Origin of the sequence: Gleimia coleocanis DSM 15436, from assembly GCF_000159015.1 — a bacterium.
Lineage (GTDB): Bacteria > Actinomycetota > Actinomycetes > Actinomycetales > Actinomycetaceae > Gleimia > Gleimia coleocanis.
In genome coordinates, this window is record NZ_DS999543.1 from 97,753 (window position 1) to 122,477 (window position 24,725).

The 24,725-nt window shown below is 48.7% G+C and carries 14 protein-coding genes and 1 tRNA gene; 11 read left to right on the forward strand and 4 right to left on the reverse strand.

The genetic code is table 11. The features are described from left to right. Positions 1-122: 122 nt before the first annotated feature. Together HMPREF0044_RS02320 and HMPREF0044_RS02325 are read left to right on the forward strand one after the other, a co-directional pair. The gene (locus HMPREF0044_RS02320) at positions 123-1,328 is read left to right on the forward strand and encodes a CapA family protein (protein WP_006546492.1); all 1,206 of its coding nucleotides are present in this window, start codon (positions 123-125) and stop codon (positions 1,326-1,328) included. A gap of 54 nt (positions 1,329-1,382) precedes the next feature. Beyond that, positions 1,383-3,590, forward strand: a complete 2,208-nt coding sequence (locus HMPREF0044_RS02325; protein ID WP_006546493.1) for a transglutaminase domain-containing protein — start codon at positions 1,383-1,385, stop codon at positions 3,588-3,590. 240 nt (positions 3,591-3,830) lie between these two features. Here HMPREF0044_RS02325 and HMPREF0044_RS07810 read toward each other — a convergent pair whose 3' ends face one another. Then, positions 3,831-9,749, reverse strand: a complete 5,919-nt coding sequence (locus HMPREF0044_RS07810; protein WP_006546494.1) for an endo-alpha-N-acetylgalactosaminidase family protein — start codon at positions 9,747-9,749, stop codon at positions 3,831-3,833. Positions 9,750-10,028: 279 nt separating this feature from the next. On the opposite strand from HMPREF0044_RS07810, the gene HMPREF0044_RS02335 reads away from it, so the two are divergent. From HMPREF0044_RS02335 to HMPREF0044_RS02360, 6 genes are all read left to right on the forward strand, one after another. Next, on the forward strand, positions 10,029-10,955 hold the full coding sequence (locus HMPREF0044_RS02335; RefSeq protein WP_006546495.1) for a TatD family hydrolase: 927 nt from the start codon (positions 10,029-10,031) through the stop codon (positions 10,953-10,955). 106 nt (positions 10,956-11,061) lie between these two features. Beyond that, positions 11,062-12,264: a resuscitation-promoting factor gene (locus HMPREF0044_RS08345; protein ID WP_006546496.1), complete on the forward strand. Its 1,203-nt coding sequence runs from the start codon at positions 11,062-11,064 to the stop codon at positions 12,262-12,264. Positions 12,265-12,279: 15 nt separating this feature from the next. Beyond that, positions 12,280-13,482, forward strand: a complete 1,203-nt coding sequence (locus HMPREF0044_RS02345) for a resuscitation-promoting factor (RefSeq protein WP_006546497.1) — start codon at positions 12,280-12,282, stop codon at positions 13,480-13,482. Beyond that, positions 13,473-14,405 (forward strand): 16S rRNA (adenine(1518)-N(6)/adenine(1519)-N(6))-dimethyltransferase RsmA, encoded by a 933-nt coding sequence (gene rsmA, locus HMPREF0044_RS02350; protein WP_006546498.1) that lies wholly within the window; start codon positions 13,473-13,475, stop codon positions 14,403-14,405. Before HMPREF0044_RS02345 ends, rsmA begins: the two co-directional genes overlap by 10 nt. A 159-nt stretch (positions 14,406-14,564) precedes the next feature. Further along, complete coding sequence (locus tag HMPREF0044_RS02355; protein ID WP_158027156.1) at positions 14,565-15,482, forward strand: 4-(cytidine 5'-diphospho)-2-C-methyl-D-erythritol kinase; 918 nt, start codon at positions 14,565-14,567, stop codon at positions 15,480-15,482. Positions 15,483-15,556: 74 nt separating this feature from the next. Beyond that, complete coding sequence (locus tag HMPREF0044_RS02360) at positions 15,557-17,440, forward strand: ABC-F family ATP-binding cassette domain-containing protein (protein WP_006546500.1); 1,884 nt, start codon at positions 15,557-15,559, stop codon at positions 17,438-17,440. Between the two features lie 157 nt (positions 17,441-17,597). Here HMPREF0044_RS02360 and HMPREF0044_RS02365 read toward each other — a convergent pair whose 3' ends face one another. Genes HMPREF0044_RS02365 through HMPREF0044_RS02375 form a run of 3 tightly spaced genes read right to left on the reverse strand, consistent with a single transcriptional unit; the run spans position 17,598 to position 20,797 of the window. Continuing rightward, positions 17,598-18,290: an RES family NAD+ phosphorylase gene (locus HMPREF0044_RS02365; RefSeq protein WP_006546501.1), complete on the reverse strand. Its 693-nt coding sequence runs from the start codon at positions 18,288-18,290 to the stop codon at positions 17,598-17,600. An 18-nt stretch (positions 18,291-18,308) separates the two neighbouring features. Then, complete coding sequence (locus HMPREF0044_RS02370) at positions 18,309-20,009, reverse strand: hypothetical protein (RefSeq protein ID WP_006546502.1); 1,701 nt, start codon at positions 20,007-20,009, stop codon at positions 18,309-18,311. Beyond that, positions 19,994-20,797, reverse strand: a complete 804-nt coding sequence (locus HMPREF0044_RS02375; protein WP_006546503.1) for an ABC transporter ATP-binding protein — start codon at positions 20,795-20,797, stop codon at positions 19,994-19,996. The genes HMPREF0044_RS02370 and HMPREF0044_RS02375 overlap by 16 nt, the downstream gene beginning before the upstream one ends. 189 nt (positions 20,798-20,986) lie before the next feature. Here HMPREF0044_RS02375 and HMPREF0044_RS02380 point away from each other — a divergent pair. The 3 genes from HMPREF0044_RS02380 to HMPREF0044_RS02390 all read left to right on the forward strand — a co-directional run bounded on the left by HMPREF0044_RS02380 (position 20,987) and on the right by HMPREF0044_RS02390 (position 24,660). Then, positions 20,987-21,061, forward strand: a tRNA-Gln gene (locus HMPREF0044_RS02380). A gap of 77 nt (positions 21,062-21,138) precedes the next feature. After that, positions 21,139-21,666, forward strand: coding sequence for a type 1 glutamine amidotransferase domain-containing protein (locus tag HMPREF0044_RS02385; protein ID WP_006546504.1), 528 nt, complete (start codon positions 21,139-21,141; stop codon positions 21,664-21,666). Between the two features lie 195 nt (positions 21,667-21,861). Then, positions 21,862-24,660, forward strand: coding sequence for a Cna B-type domain-containing protein (locus HMPREF0044_RS02390; RefSeq protein ID WP_006546505.1), 2,799 nt, complete (start codon positions 21,862-21,864; stop codon positions 24,658-24,660). Positions 24,661-24,725 lie beyond the last annotated feature (65 nt).

Below are 24,725 nucleotides of genomic sequence, written 5' to 3' on the forward strand. Positions count from 1 at the left end.
TGGATTTATCCAGGGGCAGTTTTCTTTTCCCGAGGGCGGTGCGCTGAATCTCGCCCAATATCGCAGTGCTAGAATGTTAGTTAGCGTATAAAAATGAAACGCCAGCTAACAATGAGGTCAACGTGAAAAAACTGATTTCTTTCCTCACCATTGGAGTGCTCGCCAGCACCCTTTCCGGATGTTTCCAAGAACCTGTTCCCCCAATCGTAGAGAAGAAGCCAGTTAAAACTACGGAAAAACCCGTCGAAAAAGAAGCCCCTCAGCCAGAGCCAATGACGGCTACTATTACTGGCAGTGGCGATATGCTTTACCACGATACTCTCTACTGGGCTGCAAATACTGGTAATGGTTACGACTTCACTATTAACTTCACTGGTATTAAAGACTTGATTAGTAGAGTGGATCTAGCGTTAGGGGACTTTGAAGGTACGATTCGCCCAGACCGTCCACTGAGCGGTTATCCACTTTTTAACGCGCCTCCAGAAACTGCTAACGCCATTAAAGACGCTGGGTTTGATGCTGTGGATTTAGCACACAACCATATTCTGGACATGGGTATTCCGGGGTTGCTTTCTACGAAGCAGACTTTTGAAAATGTTGGGGTAAGTACCTTTGGCGTGCGAGCCTCTAAAGATGAACCTATCTTGATTAAAGAAATTAATGGCATTAAGATCGCGGTGGTTGGTTTTGCCTACGGCTTTAACGGTTTAGAACAAAATCTTTCAGCTGACGAGTATGCTACGCACATGGCTGATCTGGATCCAGAAACTGTGAAAGCGACGTTGGAAAAGGCTGAAGCTGAAGCTGATGTGACAGTAGTATTTCCCCAGATGGGTGTGGAATATGCTTTAGAACCCGTTCCAGAAAAAGTGGAGCTCTACCATCAGATGATTGAGTGGGGAGCAGATGTCATTTTTGGTGGGCATCCGCATGTTATTCAACCGACTGAAAAAGTTGTGAAAGACGGTGCAGAAAAGTTCATTATTTATTCGATGGGCAACTTGATTTCAGATCAACGCCTTGAAACCGTGGATAATATTTGGACAGAGCGCGGGGTTATTACCGAGGTCGGTCTCTCTAAACTCCCCGGTGAAAAAACCATCATCACTATGGTGAAAGCACACCCAACTTGGGTGGCGAAAGTGCCAAACGGACGCTCTTACAATGGCTTCCCACTGCACGATTACACCACCTACTTAACTGAAGATTTCCTCCCCGGAGGACGCTTCGAAAACCTCTTCGACACAGCCACCGTGCAGCGCATCCGCACTGCCGACCAAGAAGTTCACAATCTGCTTAAACTTCCTGAGTTTGGAACCCAGAAGTAAGTTGGAACTGCGGGGCTTACAGGCAGGTAACGCCCTCGGAAAATAAGGAAAATAATGCGAAAGCTCGTCTCTTTCATTACGGCCGGAATGCTTGCATTCACTCTCTCCGGTTGTTTCCCAGGCGGAACAGTCGGCGTGCGTGGAGACCGTATTAAAACAATTTCTTCAATCACCGAGCTGAAGAAAAAATACGATGAAGAAGCTAATATCACTTTCGAAGAGATACACGAAATATCCTCGGATGATGTGATTCAATTTGAGGTTAAAGAAGAAAAAGCCTCTCAGTTCGACTATTGGGAAGACTTTGAAATACCTAACGGTGAGAACCGCTCTTACTATCATCCAGTCGAGGTTTACACTGATATTGCCTTAACTTCCAAACCATTTTTGGAAATCAATCGTGACTTTCAAACTAACACGATCAGCATATCGTCAAACGACGAACGCCCCATCTATGCCGAATCTAAAGAAAAATTTGGTTCTCTTCAGAAAAGCCCGTACAAGTTGTACACTACCAAAAGTTGGGGACTACTAGACCGTATTTACGTAGTTGTTAAAAACGACTTCAAAACCGGTAAGCTCTTGGAAAAACCCAAGATTATCACCTACAAAATAAACTCAGCCGACAAAAATGCTCCAAGCACACCTGTAGTGAGCCACAACTTTACCGAAAATGGTTCATTGGAACTTAAGTGGGAATCAGTCGAAGGTGCTACTGAATATCTGATCGTCAAAGTAGGTATCGAAGTCGTAGATTATAAAGATAAAGCACTGGATCTAAAATCCTACGACCACGGCATCAGCCGTGTTATCGCACACACAAACAAGACTTCTTGGAACATAAACGCTGAGAAACAAAGTCGTGAGTGGATTATCAGCGAACTACAAAACCAAGCAAACCCCATTGAAGATGAACTTTTTAAACAATTAGGGCGTAAACCCACTGAAGAAGAATTCCAGGTTGCGAGAAAAGAGAATACTAAGGATGTTTCGAGCCTTGCGGTGGTAGCACTCAAAGGTCAAACTCCGTCAGTTCTTTCAAACCGAGTAGCATTAAGTGAATATGAAGACCGTGTTTCATTGAAACTAGCTGCAGCTGAGTTGGAAGCAAACTTCTCAAGTGCTAACCGCGGTTTACTAACATTTGCAAACCTTGAAGATATGCCCACTAAACTACCCGTCACCATGGTGTCTGGGCGTACCCGTGATCTGCCAGTCAAACCACTTTGGGATAAAGCAGAAAAAGAAAAACAGGGTTTGAAAGTCCCCATGCAGGTTTTAGGCGCCGGAATAATAGCTGACTTCACGGTAGAGAAGTATCCAGAAAATTATCGGGAAATTTTAAAAAAGCTTAGTGAGGACGCTGAAAAGATTCCTACGGGTGTTATCGAAACTAAGCGTGAAACCGTAGAAGAAGATGAGGCCGATAAAATCAAGCAGAAGCAGGAAGAAAAGCCTGTTTCTAAAGAAGAAGCAGAAGCTGAAGAAAAATTAAATGAGGAGCAAGAGATTTTTGCATCCAACGCTCTATCTGCACATATTGCTCGGCATCTGCTTCATGGCGAAGAATATATCGATACTTCCCAGTTCCCTGAAGCTAGGAACACTGACTACCTATTAGCGGCACTTTACGAAGCTGCCACTCAGACGACAAATGCTCCGCAGATTAGTCGCTATCGATACACTCCTTCGGGCACCTCATTGATTATCGAATACGTAGTTATCGATAAAGCAACGCGAAATCAACGTACTATGAAAGCACGCAATGCACTGCGTAGCGCAGTGAAAGAAATGCGTTTAGATAATCTGAGCGATCTGGAAAAGACACGTAAGATTAACCGCTGGGTTATTGACAACACTAAATATAACTATGCGGCGTTAAGAGTATTGCGTGAAAATAACTCCAAGGGCGTGCCAATCAATGAACCAGAGTTGGAAACCAACTGGACAACTTACGGTACGGCAGTTGTTCATAAAGGAGTTTGCGAATCCTACGCTGAGTCATTCGTATTCATGGCTCGTGAAGCTGGAATGGAAGCAGTAGTCGTTACCGGTGGTATTCACGGCGACCCTTCTATTGGACACGCCTGGGCAGCTGTGAAAATCGACGGCAAATGGTTGTACTACGACCCAACTTGGAATGATATTCCAGGGGATGAAGAACTCTACTTCGCTAAAGATATTAACGACCCAGTCATGACTGATGATCATGCGATTGCCAATGATTACATCATGCCTACTTACATTAACAACTACCGCTGATAGCTGTTAGTTAAGTGTGCCCCCTCTTTTTTGAGGGGGCACACTTTTATGCGTGATTCTTCTGCGCGGGAATCGCAACTCCCGCGTTTTGTCTGCGTGGGAATCGCAACTCCCACGTTTTGCCTGCGTAGGAATCGCAGTTCGCGCGTTTATTTAAAAGTACTTGGGGCGTGTATAGGAAACTAACAAGTAGAAATCCTACACACGCCCCGAGTGCGTTATTTAGTTAAAACCAGTAGCTCAGCCCTGACGGCGACGTATCAGCATCACGCCAGCAGCCCCAAGAACCAAAGCCACAACAGTGAAGCCAGCTACCGAAGCACCCGTATTAGACAAAGTCTTTACAGAGGCCTTCTGGGTTGAAACCGCAGGCTTAGTCGCAGAACCAGGCTTAGAAGGTTTCACAACTGGCTTAGAACCAGCAGACTTAGCCTTAACAACAATCGCAGACTTTGTTAGCTGCTTACCCGCCTTATCAAGAATCACCACATGGTGTGCTCCCGCAGAAACAGTAGCCGGAGTCTTGAAACTGAAAGTGATCTTACCGGCAGCGTCAGAGGTAACTAAGCCCAAAGGTAGTGGCTTAGAATGAAGCTCCACCAAGTATTCAGTATTCGCAGCAAAGCCCTTACCAATACCAACAATCTCATCACCAGCAGTGATTTCAGTGGTAAGTAAAGTAACCTCTGCGCTAGCTGCAGGAGTTTCCTCGCCGCCCTCGGAACCAGTTCCAGGCCCAGAAGGATTCACATCCTCAGTCTTTGCAGTAACCTGAATCTTCGCCGAAGCAGCCTTCCAATCCGCATCAACTGCCTGAACTGCGCCGAAAGTAAGCTCAGCAGGCTTAGCATCAGCAGGAACCACATATTTGAAAGTTGCATTACCTTCAGCAGAAACTTCTGCAGTGCCGAACTCTTCAGCGGTAAACGCGTTTCGGATAGAAACAGAGCCAGCAGGCTGGAAGCCAGTCAAAGATAAAATAATCTCTTCACCAGGCTTCGCGGAATCAGCAGAAACCGTTAGCGTAGCTGGAGCTTCCTTAGGAGCTACCGCACAGTTAATGTGCGCATCGCCCCAAGAAGCCCAGTCATTACCAGCGCCGTCGCCACCGTTCGTGACACGCAGAATCAGCACGTCAACACCAGTTAAATCAGCTTCCAAAACCTTTGCAGGTGAATTTGCGCGCATCACCGGAGTAAGCGGAACCAGCACACGATCATCACCCGAAACAGTGAACTGTACAGAACCAGCGGTAGCCTGACGGTCATCCACACCAACTACAGCGCGGAAGCTGGTACACTTGCCACCCAGATCAAAACGAACCACGGAATTAGCGTGCGTACCCAGACCTTTCTCATAAGTAACCCCATCGATACGGATCGGACCACCATCCCCAGCTTGATTCTCACCATTGTTGGTATCACGTTCAACCGGACCCCAACCATTAGAAGAGCTAACGAAAGGCAAATCAGACAGGTAATTCTTACCATTAACCAGACCATCAGCATTAACCTTCATCGGTACAGTCTTCTGCAAGACACGAACGCCCTGATCGCCTAAGTCATAGGCGGCAGCAACATTCAAATCAGCAATCATGCCCGCAGAATCAGCTGGAGTAGTAACCAGCCAACGCTGTGTAGAAGTACCCTGAGCAGGCAAGTTAGGATCAGCCAAATCTAGAGCAACAACACTCCAGCCTTCAGGAACACCCAGAGAATGCTTCAGAACCTGAGCGGACTGCTTTTCATCAGAAGTCACAATGGTATTAACCAAGTTAGTCTTACCAGCAACCAGAGACGCATCCTGTGCCTCAGCGGTAATCTGCGCACAAGCAGGAGGCTGGTCAGAAACGCCTAAGTCCTCAACCAAAATATTGTCCATCGACAGGTCAGCCTGGTGGCCACCAGATAGCTTTTCAATACCGAACCAGTAGGAACCACAAGCACCAACATTGAAAACATGTTCGAACTTCTGCGTGGTACCACGAGCAGGTAGCGACGAAATATCAGCAGTGGACTTGAAAGAATGTACCTGATCTTTATGAACAACAAGTCGATTATCACGAACTGTGCTGTAACCAGTTACAAACGCGTAAGTATCAGACAGCGCATTCTGGTAGTCGAAGCTAATGCGGTACTTGTGGTTTTCTTTGAACTGGACAGTAGTTTCAGAAGTCTGCAGAATGACACCGAGGTTTTCCTCATGAGCCATGATGGACCACTTACCATCCAAAACGTTATCAACCAGCTTGAAACCAGCCTGAGGAGTGCCACTAGCATTCACACCCCACCAGCCAGCTTGAGAATAAGGAGGGTGCAACTCAGTCAGCTGAGTACGAGCATCACCACGCTGATCAGGACCCGTCACATAAGGCCAGTAACCAGCATCAGGATTCTCATAATTCTCAAACAAAACGACCTTAGAAGCATCCACACCCGCAGGTAAAACTGGTTCAACGAACGGAACAATCCGCAAATCATCAACCAGAACCTTTGCCGTGCCAGCAGCCGCAGAGATCTTAAAATCAACCCTGCCACCGGTAGTAGTGAAAGTAACGCGAGCGCGCTGGAAGAAAGTATTCAACTTTTCGTCAGACGCAGTCTTATTAGGAGTCAAAGACATACGGAACTTAGTAGTTGGAACACCATCCACAGCTGCCTGTAGCTTAGTAGGTTTAACACCTGAACCACTCACGCTTAAGGAAACCTCACGGTTTTCACCAGGCTGAATCTCAACCCAAGCAGAAGCATTATAAGTACCTGCAGGTAGGTTGCCCTTAGCAAAAGACTGAGAAATAGCAGAAGGGCCGTCACCTAACTCTGCCTGGAAGTTCTCAATCGTGGACTTCACAACCCTAGCGTTACCTTCAACCTGGTACGCATCTAAAGTGCCAGAGAAGAAACCAGGATCAACCAAGTTGGAACCCTGACCCCAGTTAGGATCCTTTACCTTCGGCACTGCAGAAGTCGGGTACAGCACATAAGCCACATTCACGTCAGCGTTTAAAGTAACCTGACCATTCTCAACAGGAACAGTACCAACCTTCACGCGACCAGTATCAGTCAGCTTAAACACTTCCAAAGAAGCCTGTGACTTCCAAGCGTCAGTTAAAGTCCAAGTAGAAGAACCACCTTCAATATTCCAGTGGTACAGGCGATCCTTACCGCCATCCTTCCAAGGCAACAGGTACTTGCCGCCCTCGTAAACTACCGCTCCGTCAAAGGAAATTGTACGGTTATAAGGAACATGCGTGCCGTCAATAGAACGAACGGAAGAAGTAGCAACCGTACCATTCTTAAAGACAATCTTATTCGCATCCCACTTCATAATGTCAGACTGCTGTAGGAACTTAACCGGCAGGTTACGATCCCAAACATTCTTAATGAACTGACGGTAATCAACATGGCCAGTCCAACCTTCAAACTCGACAATATTCGAATTAGAAAGAATCGGATGAGGGTTGAACAAATCCTTCCGAGAATTTTCAACGAAACGGAAAATCTGAGAAGAAATACCCTTATTTTCAGTACCACCGTAGTTCTCATCATTAGCCCAGTGAGACCAAATAGAATTCTCAGGGAACTTATTAGCCCATTCAGAACCAATTACCCAACCCTGCTTAGAAAGTTCCGCACCCAGGCGGCGACCTTCCCAACCATCAGGGTAATAAACGTCAATGTAAAGCCAATTTAAGTTCGCAGGAGCTTCGTCCTTGAACTGCTGGAAACGTTCTAAAACCTTACCGGTACCCAAATCCTTAGGACTGTTAATGTAGTAAGACTGGTTCATCCAACCCCAAGCCTTCCGAGGAGGCATCTGAAGCAAATCTTCAGAGAAGTTCTTAGACTCAGAGTAAGATTCGGTGACGTTTACGTGGACACCTAATGTAGCATTCCACTTACTGGATTCATTGGCTAAAGTAACCAGGTCACTGAAACCACCAGCGCGTTCATTATAGTGACCAGCGTAGTCAGGGTGAGCTGAGTCGTGGCCTTCAGCCTGGTAGCCCTTCAACATAACTTGCTGACGCAAACCATCCGTAGCTAAAGAAACGCGCTTCGTGTCATCCAAAGTACGCAGGAATGGGTGGGTTGCCTGAGACACAATGTTGAAAGGAATACGGGTAATAACCGTGTTCTTCACCTGGTCAGAGCCATTGATTGCTGGGCGAATATCGCGTAGGGCGATAGCGCCGTCCTGCCAGTTCAGATTCGCATCATCATTAGCATCAGTAGTTGGTTTAACTACGATATATGGGTTTGCGTCTAAACCAATAGTGGAAGCAGATACTGAACGCCAAACGAAGGAACCGGGAATTACATGGCCCTTACCGTCTTTGAAAACATTCAGCCACTTAGCGTTTGAACCCTGGTTCGACCCTTGGTATCGAGCAGTATTGTCCGCAATAGCGTTGTTATCCATACCGAAGGAAAGCTGCGCGCTGGTTGGAACACTCATGTAAGAGTAGACGGCGCGGCTATACTGGCTTGCCCGCTTAATCTGGTCACCTGACTGAGCACGGTTTACAGAAAGACGTGCGGTTGCTAGCTGTTCAGCTGGTTCCAAAGATACCAGTGATAAACCGGGTAGCGTAATACGGTGGACTTCTTCGTTTGGATCTACCAGGTCAGTTAATTCAAACTTCCATACGCCACTGTCAAGGGTTACTTTCGCTTTAAAAGTAATAGGAGTGCCAGTTACTGCGAAGTTCCAGGTGGCGCTACGCTGATCGGTAGCTACTACAGCTTCAGTTACCGTAACAGCTTTTGGCTGTTCGTCAATAGTTACCAACGGAAGTGGTGCTTCAGTTAAGCCCGGTGCTTTAGCTTCGCCTAATGCCCATTCGTAGACTTGTGGGAATGCTTTGAACATTTTTACGTTCAGTATTCCGTCAGTCAGAGTGAGGAGGGATGCTTCATCTACGCTTGGTGGAGCTGGTACGGGGGAATCAGCTGGCCAATCACCCGTATAAGCATTGAATTCTGCTAGGGAAGCTACGTTTTCAGTGAGAGAGATTTCTTCGTTACCTTGGTGACCACCCCATGAGGAAGTCTGCACGAACTTTACACAGTTAGTGGTGCGAGCGGGTTTAATTTGAATCTCACGGTCTTGGTTCCAAGTAGCAGTGTCACCTGGGAATGAGCCATCCGTGACTTTTTCAAAGTTACTGTTAGCGGTACAGGTGCCATCCGTGGAAACATAGAGTTCCCATTCATGTGCGCGTCCAGAACCATTTGAAGACTGGCGTGGAGTAAGCACAATTTTCGCTAGTTTTACCGGAGAGTCACCTAATTGCACGGTGTAGCTATGTGGGGGAGCAATAGGGCGTGGATGCCACTGAGTATGCCAGTAGGTGTCACGGTTTCCGTCAAAAATGTTGGCGATAGGACCGTTTGGTGCTGCTTCGCCAGCGGTTTCAGCGGCGGTGCTTTCCCAGGTGGAACGCAGCTGAGATTGCGGAATTTTAGTGATTGGATCCAGGCCAGGAGCTGGAGTTGGTTGAGCAGTTCCCCATTCGCCAGTGAATGCGCGGAATTCTGCTAGGGATGCTACTCGGTCAGGGATGGAAGTGGTATCACCTGGATTGTGTCCGCCCCATGAGGATTCCTGTGTGAACTTAACGCAGGTTGCGGGGACACTTGGGTTGATTTCGATGTTGCGAACGATGTTCCATTCAGAGGTGTCGCCGGGGAATTCGCCGGTTTTTACTTCTTGGTAACTGCTGTTTTCAGAGCAGTTAGTTTCGGTGGTGACAGATACTTTCCAGGCTCGTGCACGTCCGGAACCGTTGGAGGATTGACGTGGGGTGAGTTCTAGCTTTGCTAGTTTCACTGGAGTGTTGTTGAGCTTCACTATGTAGCTGTGTGGTGGGGCGATGACGCTTGGATACCACTGGGTGTGCCAGTAGGTTTCGGTGCGTCCGTCCAGAATGTAATTTAGGGGGCCACCGTTTGGTGCTTCGTTGGTCGCTGGGGTTGAGTTCACCCAGAGAGCTTGCATACTGGATTGGGGAATTTCAGTTAGGTTTGTTGCCGCAGGTGTTGCTGCAGGCGGTGGGGTTTCTGCTGCGAAGGCTGCTGGGGTGAGTACCGCGCTGATGACGGCGGTTCCTGCCAGCACACTAATTGCTTTCGCAGAGATTCGGCGGGTTTTTGACATCGTCGTCTCCAAATCATTTGCGTAAGTTTGCTTGTAAATACTCAACTTTGAGCAGATATCAGCAAAATTAAGTTTATCGGAGAGTCTGCGAAAAAACTTACGTTTGGAGGATTAAATTCCCGAGGGCGGAACTGACACAAGCTTCGAAAAAGCAAGCTAACTGCTACGCACAAGCACGAGTACAAAGAAAGCCATAACATAGGGAAAGTAGATTCGATAAGAGACACCCTCGGGAAATATAGAAGTGACCACCCCGCCTACGCACGCTAAGCTGGAAACATGAGTAAAAAGAAGCGCACCTGGCCCGAAGCCTCCCTACCCCTGCCAATCCCCGTAATGGATAACCACACTCACCTGCCACTCGGGGAATGGGAAATTCCCTCTGCAGACGGCGTGAAAATAGCGCTCGCGGACCAGCTTGAACGCGCAAAAACAGTCGGCGTTAATCGCATTATTACTGTAGCGTGTGAACTTCCTGATTTTGCAGGCGCTTTGCAACTCACTCAACAATATGACAGCGACGACCTGCGAATTCGCGCTGCGCTGGCACTCCACCCGAATGAAGCACCCCTACACGCGGGACTGAACGACACCTCGCCAGATGGCCTAATCCCACAGATTAAGGACCACCATATTGACCTGGATGAGGCACTGAATGAAGTAGACAAACACCTCAGTCACCCCGGGGTAGTAGCCGTCGGAGAAACCGGGTTAGATATGTACCGCACCGCCCACACCGGACTGGAAGCACAAATTAAATCCTTTTACGCCCACCTAGAAATGGGGGTAAAACACAACCTGCCAGTACAGATCCACGACCGAGAAACCCACGCGGAATGCGTCAGCATCCTCAAAGACTTTCAAACGAAAGACACTAACTCAGCAATCGTATTCCACTGTTTTTCAGGCGGTAAAGAACTGGCACAAGCCTGTAAAGAAAACGGCTGGTACGCCAGCTTCGGAGGGACACTAACCTACCCAGCTAATGCAGAACTCAGAGAAGCCTTTTTAGAGATCCCTAAAGAACTGGTAGTTGTTGAAACTGATGCTCCTTATTTAACGCCCGTACCACATCGTGGGTCTCCTAACGCCAGCTACGTAATGACTCACACGGTTCGTTACATTGCCTCACTATGGGAACTAAGTGAAGCTGAAACCGTCACCCAGTTGAACCGTAATGCTGCGCAAATATATGGAAGTTGGTGACTTTCCTCTAGTGTGAGTTTGCTTAACTGCACGTGCAATCCCCAGGAGATGTAGATACGGTTATATAAGTAATAACTGTCAAACAAAGGATTTGCTTTTGACTGCAATGCAACCAGAATCTGCTGAAACCATGGAAATGAATACGGAAAGCGTAGTCGTAGCAGCGGCAAAAACCGCTGTTAAAGACAAAGGCCGTAAGCTAATCGCTGGTATCGCTTCAGGAGTTCTAATGCTAGCTTCTGTTGTGACAGTTGGAATCTACTGGGCGCGCGATACTTACACCATTCAGGATGAGGGTAAGACTCAGCAGGTAACTACGTGGCAGGGTACAGTAGCAGATGCTTTAGAAGCAGCTAACATTAAGCTCGGTAAATATGATGAAGTGACTCCGAAACTCGATGCGGAACTTGCTGATGGAGCTAGTATTCGCATTAAACGAGCTAAAGAATACACGGTATTTGAAAATGATCAGACAGTTAAGGTCTGGTCTACCGCCGGTAGCTTAGAGGAAGTACTTTCCACGATTGAAGACACTGGCCGTGACGTATCCCTACCGGCTTCTCGTAGTTCTGAACGTGGTGAGCTGCAACCATTGAGCCGCAACGCTGCAAAAATCCAGGTAAAAGCTGATGGTAAAGCCGTCGAAGTTGAAGCTACCGCGGCTGATAACGTAGCAACCCTCCTGGAAAAAGCTAAAGTAACGGCATCCGGGATTGACGCAGTAGTCGTTGATAAGATTGACGGCAAACTGCAGATTGAAGTTATCCGCGTGAAACGTGGAAACGTTGTAGAAGAAAAAGAACTACCTTTTGAAACTCAGGTTAAGGAAACTGACCAACTGTTTAAAGGCGAGGAACGCGTAGTAGCAGAGGGCGCAAAAGGCTTGGAAAAAACTACTTACTACCGTCATACTCGCGGTGACAAGGTGCTGGTCAATAAAGAAATCTCTAAGGTTGTAGCAAAAGCACCACAGACCCGCGTGATTGAAAAAGGCACTAAGGAACGCCCGAAAGTAGAAGCACCTCAACAGAGTGCGAACCCTAACCAGCCCGCGCCTGCGCCGGTTGCAACCGGCGACGTTTGGGCGGCTCTGGCACAGTGTGAATCTGGCGGTAACCCAGCAACGAATACTGGCAACGGCTACTACGGTATGTACCAGTTCTCACTGCCAACCTGGCGTGCAGTGGGTGGTAGTGGCTTACCTTCTGAAAATTCTGCTGCTGAACAAACTTTACGCGCACAAATTTTGCAGCAGCGCGCAGGTTGGGGACAGTGGCCACACTGTGCCCGTCAATTAGGCTTGCTCTAAGAGTTAGAATTAACTATGGAGTTTTCTGCAAAACAGATTCTGATTGCTGCAACTGCCGCCGCCTCACTAGTAGTCGGCGGAGCAACAGCTGACCTTGGAATCAGTCATAAGACTGTGCTGGTATCAGTAAATGGTGTAGTTCGCCCTGTTGATACCTGGGAGAAAACTGTTTCTGCAGTACTTCAAGACGCTGGTATTAACTATTCGGCGCGGGATGAGATTACTCCAGCATTAGACTCTAAGATTAACGCCGGTGGGCGGATCGAGATACGCCAGGCAAAAGAGCTGTCCGTGATTAACCGTGGGGAAATGCAAACCCAATGGGTAACAGAAGGGACTATTGCGGAAGTTCTAGCTGAAGCCTCTGATCGTTTAGAAATCCCTGCGCAGCGTTCCGCTGAACGAAAACTACTGCTCCCTTTGGCGAAGCCAGGTACTGAAGTAGTAGTTAAAGCTGACGGTAAAGAAATGAAGCTGAAGTTGGGTGACCCCCACGATATACACGCACTTTTAGAAGCCGCGCAGGTTAAGCTTAATCCACTTGACCGGGCAGTAACCCATTTAGAGGGCGGTGTCCTTACTGTAACCGTGAAACGAGTTACTCGCGGTAATGTTTCAACCACCGCGGCAGTTCCTTTCAAAACCGTTGAAAAAGAATCAGCGGAAGTTGCTAAAGGTAAGAAAAAGGTTGAAACCAAAGGCAAAGTCGGTCAACGTACTATCATTCGCTACCAGCAGAAAGTGGATGAAGAACTGCTCGTAGACGTACTGGTTTCTGATACTGTAACTACGAAACCTGTGGACGAAGTTGTACTAGTTGGAATGGCTGACCCAACTGAAATTGCTGCGAAGCTACGCGCCAAAGGCCAATTCGTAGATGACGAAGGAAACCCACTGCCAACCCCAGTATATTCTGGTGATGATCCGCGTGGCTTAGCGCAACCACTAGTTGCCGCTAAAGGCTGGTCTCCCGCAGAATTTAACTGCCTGGTGATGCTTTGGGATCGCGAGTCTCATTGGAATCCTTACGCGCAGAATCCGTCCTCGGGAGCCTACGGTATTCCACAATCCTTGCCGGGAAATAAAATGGCCAGCGCCGGAGCAGACTGGCAAACTAATCCCGTTACCCAGATTAAGTGGGGAATCGGGTATATTGAAGGACGATATGGCACTCCATGTGGCGCATTAGGCCACTCGAATTCTGTCGGATGGTACTGATGACTGAAGTTAATCTGCTAACCCCCGTGAACGTGCGGGAGATTTGCGCTGCCCTGAATATTCAACCTACGAAAACTTTAGGACAGAACTTCGTTCATGACGGGGGCACGGTACGGAAAATTATCGCTGCCGGACGCGTCACTGCAGGCGAACACGTGTTAGAAATCGGCCCTGGTTTAGGTTCCTTAACCCTGGGACTACTGGAAGCCGGCTGCCGGGTTACCGCAGTGGAAATTGACCCGGTTTTAGCAACTGCTTTGCCCTCTACGGTGGCCGGGCAAGGGTCTGCTGACTTGCCGCTGCGGGTGCTGTTGAAAGATGGTTTGCAAGTACGTAGTGACGCTGAACTGAATGAAGCACCACTGATAAATGGGGAAATAGTTGAGTGGGAGGCTCCGACTCGTCTGGTTGCAAACTTGCCTTATAACGTGGCTGTCCCACTGGTATTGAACTTCTTAGAGCACTTCCCATCTATTCAGGAAATCCTGGTGATGGTGCAGACGGAAGTAGCGCAGCGTCTTTCAGCTACTCCGGGTGGGCGTATTTACGGGGTTCCTTCAGTGAAGGCCGCTTGGTATGGTCATGCGGAAATGGCAGGGACTATTTCGCGCCAGATTTTCTGGCCAGTTCCAAATGTGGATTCTTCTTTAGTGCGGATTACTCGTTACGCTGCGGGAGAAGGGCCTGAGCTGGGAGAACCGGCAGTTTCTAAAGAAGCTGTTTTTAAGCTAGTTGATGCGGCTTTCGCGCAGCGTCGTAAGACTTTGCGGGCAGCATTAAAGAACTGGGCTGGGAACGCTACTTTAGCTGAGGAACTGCTAGCTAAAGCGGGTATTGATTCTGTGCGCCGCGGTGAAACTTTGGATATTAACGAGTTCGTGGCTTTAGGGCGAGCCGCTACTGAGTTGGGGATTGTTTCCTGAGACTGGGAGTTTTTCATGGAAGAGCAGACCAGTACGCGTACTGTAATAGGCAGTGCGCCGGGGAAACTGAATCTGGTTTTACGCGTTGGTAAACCGGACAATAAAGGTTATCACCCGCTGTATTCCATTTTTGAGACAGTGAGTTTACGCGAAACTTGCGTGGCAGTTCTCCGTGCTTTTCCCGAGGGCGGTCTGGATAACTTTTCCGCTGAGATTGCTTTCACCCCGTCGGGTTATCCCGTGCGAGTCAGGAATAAAGCTGACTTAGGTGAGGCGGAAGCGAATCGGATTGCTGAAGCTGCGTTAGCTGATGTGGAAGTTGCTACACACTTAGCTTTTAAAGCTGCCTCACTTTTAGTGGAACTCGCTGGTGAGCGTGGTTGTCTTCCTAACGGCTATTATCTTGATCTAACAGTTATTAAACGTATTCCGATTGCCGGTGGCATGGCAGGTGGTTCAGCTGACGCTGCAGCTACGCTGGTAGCTGTTAATGAGCTACTCGGTTTAGATTTGGACTCTAGCGCATTAGAAGTATTAGGACGACGTTTAGGAGCGGACGTACCAGCCTGCCTAACTGGGGGAGTCAGCCTTGGGCTTGGCTACGGCGACCACATGACCCGCCTGGATAAAGACATTTCCAACGAACTAGCGGGGACACGTCACTGGGTAATGCTAATGAGTGCCACAGGGCTTTCCACCCCAGCAGTATTCACTGCCTTTGATACCAGTGATAGGGGGCGCAGTGAGATTCCCCTTCCAACACAAACTCATGACATATTAGAAGCAGACGAAAACCTGAAAACTGCTTTGGGTACCGCAGCTGAAATCGCTGAGATTCTTGAAAACGACCTGCAAGCCACAGCTTTCACCCTGCGTCTAGATTTGGCAGAAACCTACCGCGCGGCAAAAGAAACTGATGCCCTTAACGTAGTCCTCTCAGGCTCAGGACCAACTATTGCAATGCTCGCTCAAACGCAGGCTCATGCGACCGCCCTCGCGAAAAAAATGCAAAACCACCCCAACGTGGTCGCAACTCTAATCACCAGCGGACCGGGGCTACCAGCGGGGGTTGAGTAAAGCTAGCTGGAATCGAATCAGGTCAGACCGCTACCCTAGAAACTGAACTTTAAAAACGAACTGAAGGAAACGCTGTGGCACACCTTTTCGGAACCCAGAATCTCAAGGCCCTGGGGGGCTCGCGCATCATCCTCGACGGCATTAACGTATCCGTAGAAGACGGTGACCGCATCGGTATCCTCGGTTCTAACGGTGCCGGAAAATCCACGCTACTGGGACTGCTCTCCGGCGTACGTAAACCTGACGGGGGCGCACTCATCCGCCGTGACGGCGTGGAAGTAGCTTTCCTCACCCAACGCGACCCGGAAACTGACGCAACCGTCCTGGAAGTAATCCACCCTGGAAAAGAAGCTCACGAATGGGCATCAAACGCGCTGATTCGCGACATTCACGCGGGCCTGCTGGCAGACGTGCCCCTGGACAAACCATTCAATCAGCTTTCGGGTGGGCAACGCCGTCGCGTATCCCTCGCAAAAGTCCTCTCCCAAGGGCTGATTGACGGGCATCCCGCAGAAGTTCTCATTCTCGACGAACCTACCAACCACTTGGACGTAGAAGGCGTCGCCTGGCTAGCCGGGCACCTTAACCTCCGTTTCGGAGGGCGTGGAAATAAAGCCCGCCAAAGCGGAGCACTACTAGTCGTCACCCACGACCGCTGGTTCCTTGATGAGGTCTGCACCCACGTTTGGGAAGTTATTGCCGGAGTCGACCCTGGTAAAGGGAAACCACAAATTCCTGGTCGGATTGAAGTCTATGAAGGCTCCTACGCCGCTTACGTACTAGCCCGCGCAGAACGCGCCCGCCTGGCAGAAGTAGCCGCTGCGAAACGTGAAAACCTGCTCCGTAAAGAACTAGCCTGGTTGCGTCGCGGCGCCCCCGCACGCACCTCAAAACCCCGTTTCCGCATTGACGCTGCAGAAGCCCTAATCGCTAACGAGCCACCACCGCGTGACGAAGTTGAACTCGTGAAAATGGCGACTGCCCGCCTTGGCAAAGATGTCCTCGATTTAGAGAACGTTTCCTTAGCTTTCGCCGACGGACAGCGAGAAAAAGTAATTTTCAGTGACGTCACCTACCGTCTGGCGCCAGCTGAACGTGTCGGTATTGTCGGCGTGAACGGCGCCGGAAAAACTACTTTGCTGCGCCTCCTATCGGGCGTAATCACTCCGGATAAAGGACGGGTTAAGCAAGGTAAAACTGTGTCCGTGGCGGTACTTTCTCAGGACACGCATGAACTGGATGAAATCGCCGACCTGCGAGTAGTCGAAGCTGTAAATGCGGTTGCTCCTAGTGTAGTCATTGGCGGTAAAGACGTCACCGCTTCGCAACTGGTAGAACGCATCGGATTCACTAAAGAACGCGCCTGGACTCCAGTCGCTGATATTTCCGGTGGTGAGCGTCGTCGCCTGCAGTTAGTTCGTCTGCTCATGAGTGAACCCAATGTCATCCTCTTAGACGAACCTACCAACGACTTAGATACTGATACCCTCGCAGCCATGGAGGATCTGCTAGACTCATTCCCCGGCACCCTGGTAGTCGTTTCGCACGACCGTTACCTATTGGAACGCGTCACCAGCCACCAGTTAGCCCTGTTAGGTGACGGAAAACTCCGCCACCTGCCCGGAGGCGTAGACGAGTACTTGCGTTTGCGCGCAAACCTGGAAACCAGCGTGAATACTTCCGCAAGTGGTGCTACAGAAACTGCACCTACCACGTCGAAAACCAGCACTGCGAAAGCAGACCGCGCCGCGCAAAAAGAAATGCAGAAGCTGGAAAGACAAATCGACAAGCTAGCCACACAAATCGCAGAAGTTGATGCGAAACTTGCAGACGTCTCAGCAATATTGAATCCAACTGCTGCGGACATTGAGATAATGACTGAGCTGGTTGCAGAAGCGGCGCAGCTGCGAGAAACTCATGAAGAGTTAGAAATGCGTTGGTTGGAGTTGGCTGAGTAGTTGTCTGCGTGTGAACTCGCGTTCGCGCGTTTTGGTTGCGCGCGAGTTTGAGTTCACGCGTTTTCCCTGCGTCGGAACTCGCGTTCGCGCGTTTGCGAGGGCGAAAAGAAAGTGTGCCGGAACAACCGTCCCGGCACACAACCTAGAAAAACGCTAACTAGAACTTAGATAAGTTGCAGTTGTCGTAGAGCCAATCGCTGAGCTCTTTCGCGTTCTTCTTAGTATTAAGCTCATTTCGTTCCACGAATGCGTCTAAATACTGCGGATTGTATTTTTCTAAAATCTGCTTCGCAACCGTTGCCTCTTTTAAGACATTAGCTTCTTTCTCACCAGTGCCACCACCAGCCAACGTATTCTGTAAAGCTTCACTCCACACGCACTGCCAGTAAAAAGTGGCTTCAACAGCAATATCACCAGGAGCGAAATGCGAAACTAAAGCAGAGCCCTCAGGATCGGTTTTAAGCAAAAGTTTCTTTGCATAAGGATTATCTACAGTGCTACGAAAAGCTATTCCATCCTCACCCTGCTCGATAACCTCAGCACCAACCAGTTGTGGGAACATCGCCCTAAGTGTCGCAGCCTCGTAAGCAACCGGAGGTTCCAACGGATACTCTGCTAACTCAGCCTCTGCTAACTCAATGAACCCCAAAGGCAACTCATGAGACTTACCGTATTCGCCCAAAGAGTTTTCCCGATCAGAAAGCGTAGAACTATAGACACTGGACATGCCTGGGGTAGGCTTTTCCAAATCAGACTTAGGGGCGGAAACATCAGCCGTTCCGCACGCAGTTAAAATCAGTGAAGCTCCCATACCAGCGGTGAGAAACCCTGTTAAACGTTTAGCTGACATTTCCGCCCTCCAGAAAAATTAGTGCCCCGGCCAGTTCCGAATCTGTGCCAACAGCTTCACCTGATTAGCCTGATAAAGCTTAGCGCTAATTGTAACCCCCGCCACAGCAATAAGGGAAGACCAAAGTAATCCCACCAAAGCAGCTAAAACCGCGGAAGGAATCAACCAATACAAGCCAAAAATCGGCAAATAAAGCACCAGCATCACCAGCGGACCGATACCCATCATCGCCAGCACAATCACCTGATTACCAGCACCCTTCGTTGAAAGCGGAGAAGCACCCGGGGGCTGCACACCCGGAAGCCAAATGCTACAAACCGGCAGTAAAACCGCCACACCCAGCAAGAAAACAGAAAGCAGATCAATGCCCAAAGCAAAAGCATGCTGGCCAGGATTGAAAAACCCTACCAAGCCTGCTGCCGCTGCGATCATTACAATCACCACCGGGAAACTCCCCAGCAGACGAGCTACGCGATCTTGCTTACCCGTAACCCCAGCGGAAATGTAACCCCACAGGGCAGTGGAATCATAAGAAGGCAAACTAGCTACCGTGAATGCAAGAATAAACGGCATCATGTAAATAAAGAATGAAAAACCCATGAAAACATTAGGTCCCTCACCCGCATCCACATTCAAACGCGGCATAAATACTGCAATCACAGGGAAAATTAGGAGGCCTAAAACAGACGCCGAAAGACGCGGATCCTTCAACCACATCTGCAAAGTCCGAGACGCCAACGCCACAGTCGCAGAATTTAAGCGCAAAGTTGAAAATACTCCCAGCAAAGGAAGTTCCTTACCCAAATCGAAAGCAGCGTTTCCGGCAGATTTAGTAACTAAAGACTCATCAACCAGGTGGCGCCCCTCAGAAATCGCCTGCTCTGCAGCTACAGAAACCGGAACCGCCTTGCCCACCATAGACGTTGGCAGAGTACGCTGCCACAACCACTGGCCACCAACTAATAACGCCAGAGTGTAAAACACCTGCAAACCAAACTGCACCCAAGCACCTTGCGCGACAGTGAACGCCATACCAAATGGCGCTACCAGGGGAGTCCACAAAATCCCCGATGCAATCTGCGAAACCGTGTCGAAAGACAAATGCTGGGCAGCCCAGCTCATCCACATTCCCATCGGAGCAACTAAACCAAGGAACAACAGGGTAGTGATTAACGCAGTACGGTCCTTACCCTTTGAAGTGGACACCAGCGCGTGACCTAAGGTCGTAGACAAAGCTCGACCCCACACCGCGTACTGGTAGAGAGCCACCGGAATCAACAGCGCAAACAGTACTGCACTAACCCACTGCAAAGCCCCTAATAAAGCAATGACTGCCGGAATGAATAAAACTAGCGTAAGTAAAGATCCTAAGCCAAAAACTGTCGCCCAAATCAGGGACTGACCCAGCTTACGGTGTGGGTAAGTGAGGGTTGCAAAACGACGTGGGTCTAAAGAATCGTCGAAACCATAGCCAACTACTGGCGCAATCATCCACATTAGGAAAATAAATGCGGAAAATAGGGAAAGAGTAGCATAAATGAAGCCCTCATAACCGACGAGAGCGCCAGCGATAGCACTACCAGTTAGCAGCGCTATCATTCCGGCAAAGCTGAGGGCACCTTGAATACCAAGGATTGCGAAAAGAACAATCTTCCATTTTTCCCGCATGAGGTCATTAATAATCATGCGGAACTTTAGTTTAATCAGTGTCGCAGCCATTCCAAACCTTCCGTAGATTTAACGCCACCCACCAGTTCAGCAAAGCGAGTATCCAAATCTTGTCCGGCAGCCACCTGCTCGGTAGTTCCCGCTGCCAGTACCCGACCGTGGCTGAAAATAGCGACGTGACTGCAGAGCTTCTGCACGGTTTCCATTACGTGGGAGGACAGAATCACAGTACCGCCCTTGGAAACGAAATTATTGAGAATTTCGCGGATGGTGGCGGCTGAAATTGGGTCTACTGCTTCGAATGGTTCGTCGAGTACCAAAATGTCTGGGTTGTGAACCAGCGCGCAGGCGAGGGAGATTTTCTTGGTCATACCGGCAGAGTAGTCGACTACTAGTTTGTTGCCGGCTTCTGCTAGTCCCAGGACGTTCACTAGTGAGGTCGCGCGTTCTTCGGCTTCGGCTTTGGAAAGTCCGCGGAGCATTCCGAAGTAGGTGACCAGGGCTGGACCGGAGAGTCGGTCGAAGAGTCGTAAACCGTCTGGCATGATGCCGAGCATGGGTTTAGCTTGTGCTGGATCTGCCCAAATGTCTACGCCATTGATGAGTGCGGTACCGCGGTCGGGGATGAGCAGACCGGTAGCCATATTTAGGGAAGTGGTTTTGCCTGCGCCGTTTGGTCCGACAACGCCAAAGAAAGAGCCTTTGGGGATAATCAGGTTGATTCCGGCGACGGCGACGGTGTTGCCGAATACTTTGGTGAGTCCGCGCAGTTCAATTGCAGGAATTTCAGAGTGTGAATGTGGTGCAGGCAGCGGAGCCTGTGCTTCTGGGATGGTCATTATTATCCTTTCTTTTCCTAACAATTATAGGTGAGGGGGCGAAAGGAAATCCGGGGACAGACAGGTGCGCACCCTGATTTATCCCTGATTTTTATATTTTTCCCGGAGGGCGCTCAGTAGTACTAAAAGAAGAGGTGTGGAGGTTGCGATTGTGATTCTGCGCGTAAATGTGGCAGAATAGGTTTAGTTTCCGCCCTGGTCTAATGGCAAGACGCGGGCCTTTGGTGCCTTGAGATCTGGGTTCGAATCCTGGGGGCGGAACCAAGTAGGTTTCGTTTCAGTGCTAGTAACGCTGAAACGAAACCTTTTTTACTACCCACTAACCGTGAGATTCGGGTGTATTGGTCAGCCAGAGTATTTGGGGGAATGCGTTGAAGAAGATTTTGCACGTAGTGACGAATGTTGCTCACTACGAGGACGAATCACATTTGACTGGACTGTGGCTTTCAGAGCTTGCGCATGCCTGGGAAGTTTTCGCGGAATCTGGTTACACGCAGACAATTATTAGTCCTGCGGGTGGGGCTGTACCGTTGGAACCGCGTTCATTGAAGTTTCCTAACTACAATGCTGCTGCGAAAGATTGGCATCTTGACCCACTTAAGATGGCGCTGTTAGAGAATACTTTAAGCGCGGGTGATGTTTCTGCTACAGATTTTGATGCCATCTATTTCACGGGTGGGCACGCTGTAATGTATGACTTCCCAGGTAACACAGCTTTACAGAATCTGACGGCTGATTTCTGGGAGCAAGGTAAGCTAGTTCCTTATAATGCTCAGCAAGAAATGATTGAGCGGGGAGCTGGTTATTCTAAAGCCTTGTTGCCGTTTATACCTCACGTAGTAGTTGATGGGAATCTGGTTACGGGATAGAATCCAACTTCTGCTAAAGCGACTGCGAAAGCGGTGGTAGCAGCGCTTTCAACGACCGTATAGGTTCTTTATGAATTAACAGGGAAGTTATCAATTGTTTCTTTGAAATCCTAGAGTTTCAAGGAAAATCCGACTAGGCTAGGTTACTATAAGCAATGTAACTAAGGTCTTCGTGTGAATGAGGTGCCAGTGAACATGAAAAAATTCTTCAAGATTCTAGTGGCTTTAGCTTTTGTAGTGGCATTGTTGCCACTGAATCTTTCAAGCGTTAAAGCTAATGCCGCTGAAGGACAGTTCAACCTAGATTTTGTTGTGAAAAGGCCAGAATTCTCCGCCCTAGAGAATCTGCAGGCCACGTATTTTAACTACTGGGCAACCCAAACTGATGGTGGTGGGATTGTTGATATTCCGAACTGGAAGTTAAAGGACTTCCAGATTACCTACGAGCTAGTTAATACGTTAAATAACACCACTACTACGGGTGTTTTACAGTATGTTGCGGATGAGTTTTCCTGGTCGAATGGCGGAAAAGTTAGCTTCAGTGGGATTCCGGTTAATCATTCCAACGTAGTGGTGGAATACTATAGCCCTGAGGGTGAGCAGTTCTTTGCTCCTTACCTGCTTAAGTACTCGCTACGGTTGGAAAACGCCGGTGACCAGTTAGTTTTGAAAGTTCCCAAGTTAAAACCGGATGCAGTGGCTGCCCCTACGGGGAATGAGAAGGTTTTACAGATTAGGGATATTAAGGTAACTGAGAAAGCTCTCTTTATTGACGGTGTTAACGGCAGTGACGCAAACGATGGGACGACTCCAAGCACTGCTGTTAAGACGCTAGAGAAAGCCAAGAGTTTAGCTGTGGCAGATCCTCAGATTGGTTCGATTAGGGTAATTGGTGCTGTAACACTTAGCAATGACATTGATTTTAACGGGGTGACAGCGAAACTTGTTCGCGGGGAAAACTATAGTGGCTACTTGCTGGCAGTCCCCAGTGGAGCAGTAGCTTCATTAGCAAATATTACTGTCGATGGTAATGGTGATTCCCTAGTTGGGAAGAAGAGCTTAGTTCGGGTTGCGGGGACTTTAACGCTGAAGGAAGGTGCGGTTTTAGAAAATAACCGTATTCAGAATCCGCGCAATACCAGGACTTTTGGTGGTGCCCTGTATGTTTCTAATTCTGCACAGCAGCGTGCGGTATTAAAGATGGAAGGCGGGGTTATTCGTAACAACCAGGCCAGTGATGGTGGTGGTATTTTCCTTGAACACGCTGACTTTGATTTTTCTGCGGGTGTAGTTGAAAACAACCGGGCGATTCGTTTATTTGATACGGATGTGCAGCAGTTTTACGCTGCGGGTGGCGGGATTCAAGCTGAGGGCGGAGCCCACCTGCGTTTAAGTGGTGAAGCTACGGTACGTAATAACCAGGCTGACGAAGTTGGTGGCGGCATTAGCTTAGGTAGTAATACGTGGAGCGATCGCAGCGCAACTTTAGATATGGTCGGTGGCGTGATTGAAGGGAACTCTGCTGGTGCTGCCGGTGGCGGCCTGTTTATCCAATCGGCTGCGTATGGAGCGCAACACGTGGGGAATGTGAGTGCTGGCAAGATTATTAATAACCGCATGGACGGTTCCGGCCGAACTAATCAGGTTTTTGGCGGTGGTGGCATTTACGTTAATGGCACCCCAAACGGGTTCGCCGGTCTTACTTGGAAACATGGTTTGCTGAATCTGACGAATGCGATTATTACGGATAATAATGCGGAATTCGAGGGCGGTGGTTTTGCTGCTTGTCCTATTTCAGTGAGCGAAATTAATATTGCTGAGGGTAGTGCAATTTACGGTAACCACGCAAAGGCTTCTTCTCGGCTTTCAAACTCAAGTAAAACGTTGATTAATGAGGTCTTCCTCTACTCGAATCCGTTCTTTGGTATCCATTCCGGTGAGGCAGTCTATAAGGTTACTGACACAATGCTCGGTGGCGTTCCTTATAACTGGGTAGATACCAGTACGGGACAGCCTTTAGCTGCCGATAAAGCGGCTGGAACTTTGCTTGTTCCAGCCGGACAGGCTCAGGCGCATTTAGGTTTAAACACCAGCGCAGTCCCTTCAGAGCGCACTAAAGCATTAGCAAAAGTATTTATCACCGGTAACTATTCAGCTACTCGCGGTGGCGGTATTGGTTCTAACGGTGCACAGACTTTTGGCGTAGATAAGCCAGTGATTGATATTCCAGTCCAAAAGTATTGGAATGATGCTGATAATCAGGATGGAAAACGCCCAGATAAAGTTATCGTTAAGCTTTTTGCCGATAATGAGGATATTAATTATTCTCTTGAGTTAAGTGATGCAAATAAGTGGTCGGGGGTATTTAAGTACCTACCAAAGTTTAAGACCATCACCCTGGCAGACGGTACAACGAGTGATAAAGAGATTTCCTATTCGCTTAAAGAAGTGACAGTGGATGGCTACGAAGTAGCAATCACCGGTGACGTGGAGAAAGGTTTTACTGTCACTAACTCTTATTCTCCAGAAGTAACTTCCTTAACTGTAATGAAGAAATGGGTAGATCATACTGGGAAGACTTTAGATAAGAAACTACCGAAAGAGATCCAACTGCAACTTTGGGCTGAGGACGGTACAGAAAAATCTAAAGTCGGTGACTTAGTGGTTATCCGCCCTGACGAAAACGGTAAATGGGAGCATACTTTCACTGATTTGCCACGCTACCGTGAAGGAAAAGAAGTTAAGTACGTAGTTACGGAAACTGAAGTTCCGGGTTTTAAAACTAAGGTAGAGGTAGTTAATAAACAACTGGTGGTAATCACAAATCAGCAGGAGATTCCACCTATTCCACCAGTTCCTCCAACGGTGGATATCCCGAAGAAGGAACTTCCTAAAACCGGTGTAGAACTTAGCGGTCTACTGTTCTTAGCGGTTGTGACTGGTGGTTTAGGTACTGCGGTTCTGCGGATACGTAGTCGCGCAAATCGTCGTTAATTTTAGGTTCTGAATATAAATTGGTGGGCAGTTAGAAACTAGCTGCCCACCAAATATTTATTTAG

What these genes read in the sequence shown, in the direction of transcription:
- HMPREF0044_RS02325 (WP_006546493.1), top strand. Translation starts at nt 1,383, where the DNA reads ATGCGAAAGCTCGTCTCTTTCATTACGGCCGGAATGCTTGCATTCACT.
- HMPREF0044_RS07810 (WP_006546494.1), bottom strand. Translation starts at nt 9,749, where the DNA reads ATGTCAAAAACCCGCCGAATCTCTGCGAAAGCAATTAGTGTGCTGGCA.
- HMPREF0044_RS02335 (WP_006546495.1), top strand. Translation starts at nt 10,029, where the DNA reads ATGAGTAAAAAGAAGCGCACCTGGCCCGAAGCCTCCCTACCCCTGCCA.
- HMPREF0044_RS08345 (WP_006546496.1), top strand. Translation starts at nt 11,062, where the DNA reads ATGCAACCAGAATCTGCTGAAACCATGGAAATGAATACGGAAAGCGTA.
- HMPREF0044_RS02345 (WP_006546497.1), top strand. Translation starts at nt 12,280, where the DNA reads ATGGAGTTTTCTGCAAAACAGATTCTGATTGCTGCAACTGCCGCCGCC.
- rsmA (WP_006546498.1), top strand. Translation starts at nt 13,473, where the DNA reads ATGGTACTGATGACTGAAGTTAATCTGCTAACCCCCGTGAACGTGCGG.
- HMPREF0044_RS02365 (WP_006546501.1), bottom strand. Translation starts at nt 18,290, where the DNA reads ATGTCAGCTAAACGTTTAACAGGGTTTCTCACCGCTGGTATGGGAGCT.
- HMPREF0044_RS02370 (WP_006546502.1), bottom strand. Translation starts at nt 20,009, where the DNA reads ATGGCTGCGACACTGATTAAACTAAAGTTCCGCATGATTATTAATGAC.
- HMPREF0044_RS02375 (WP_006546503.1), bottom strand. Translation starts at nt 20,797, where the DNA reads ATGACCATCCCAGAAGCACAGGCTCCGCTGCCTGCACCACATTCACAC.
- HMPREF0044_RS02390 (WP_006546505.1), top strand. Translation starts at nt 21,862, where the DNA reads ATGAAAAAATTCTTCAAGATTCTAGTGGCTTTAGCTTTTGTAGTGGCA.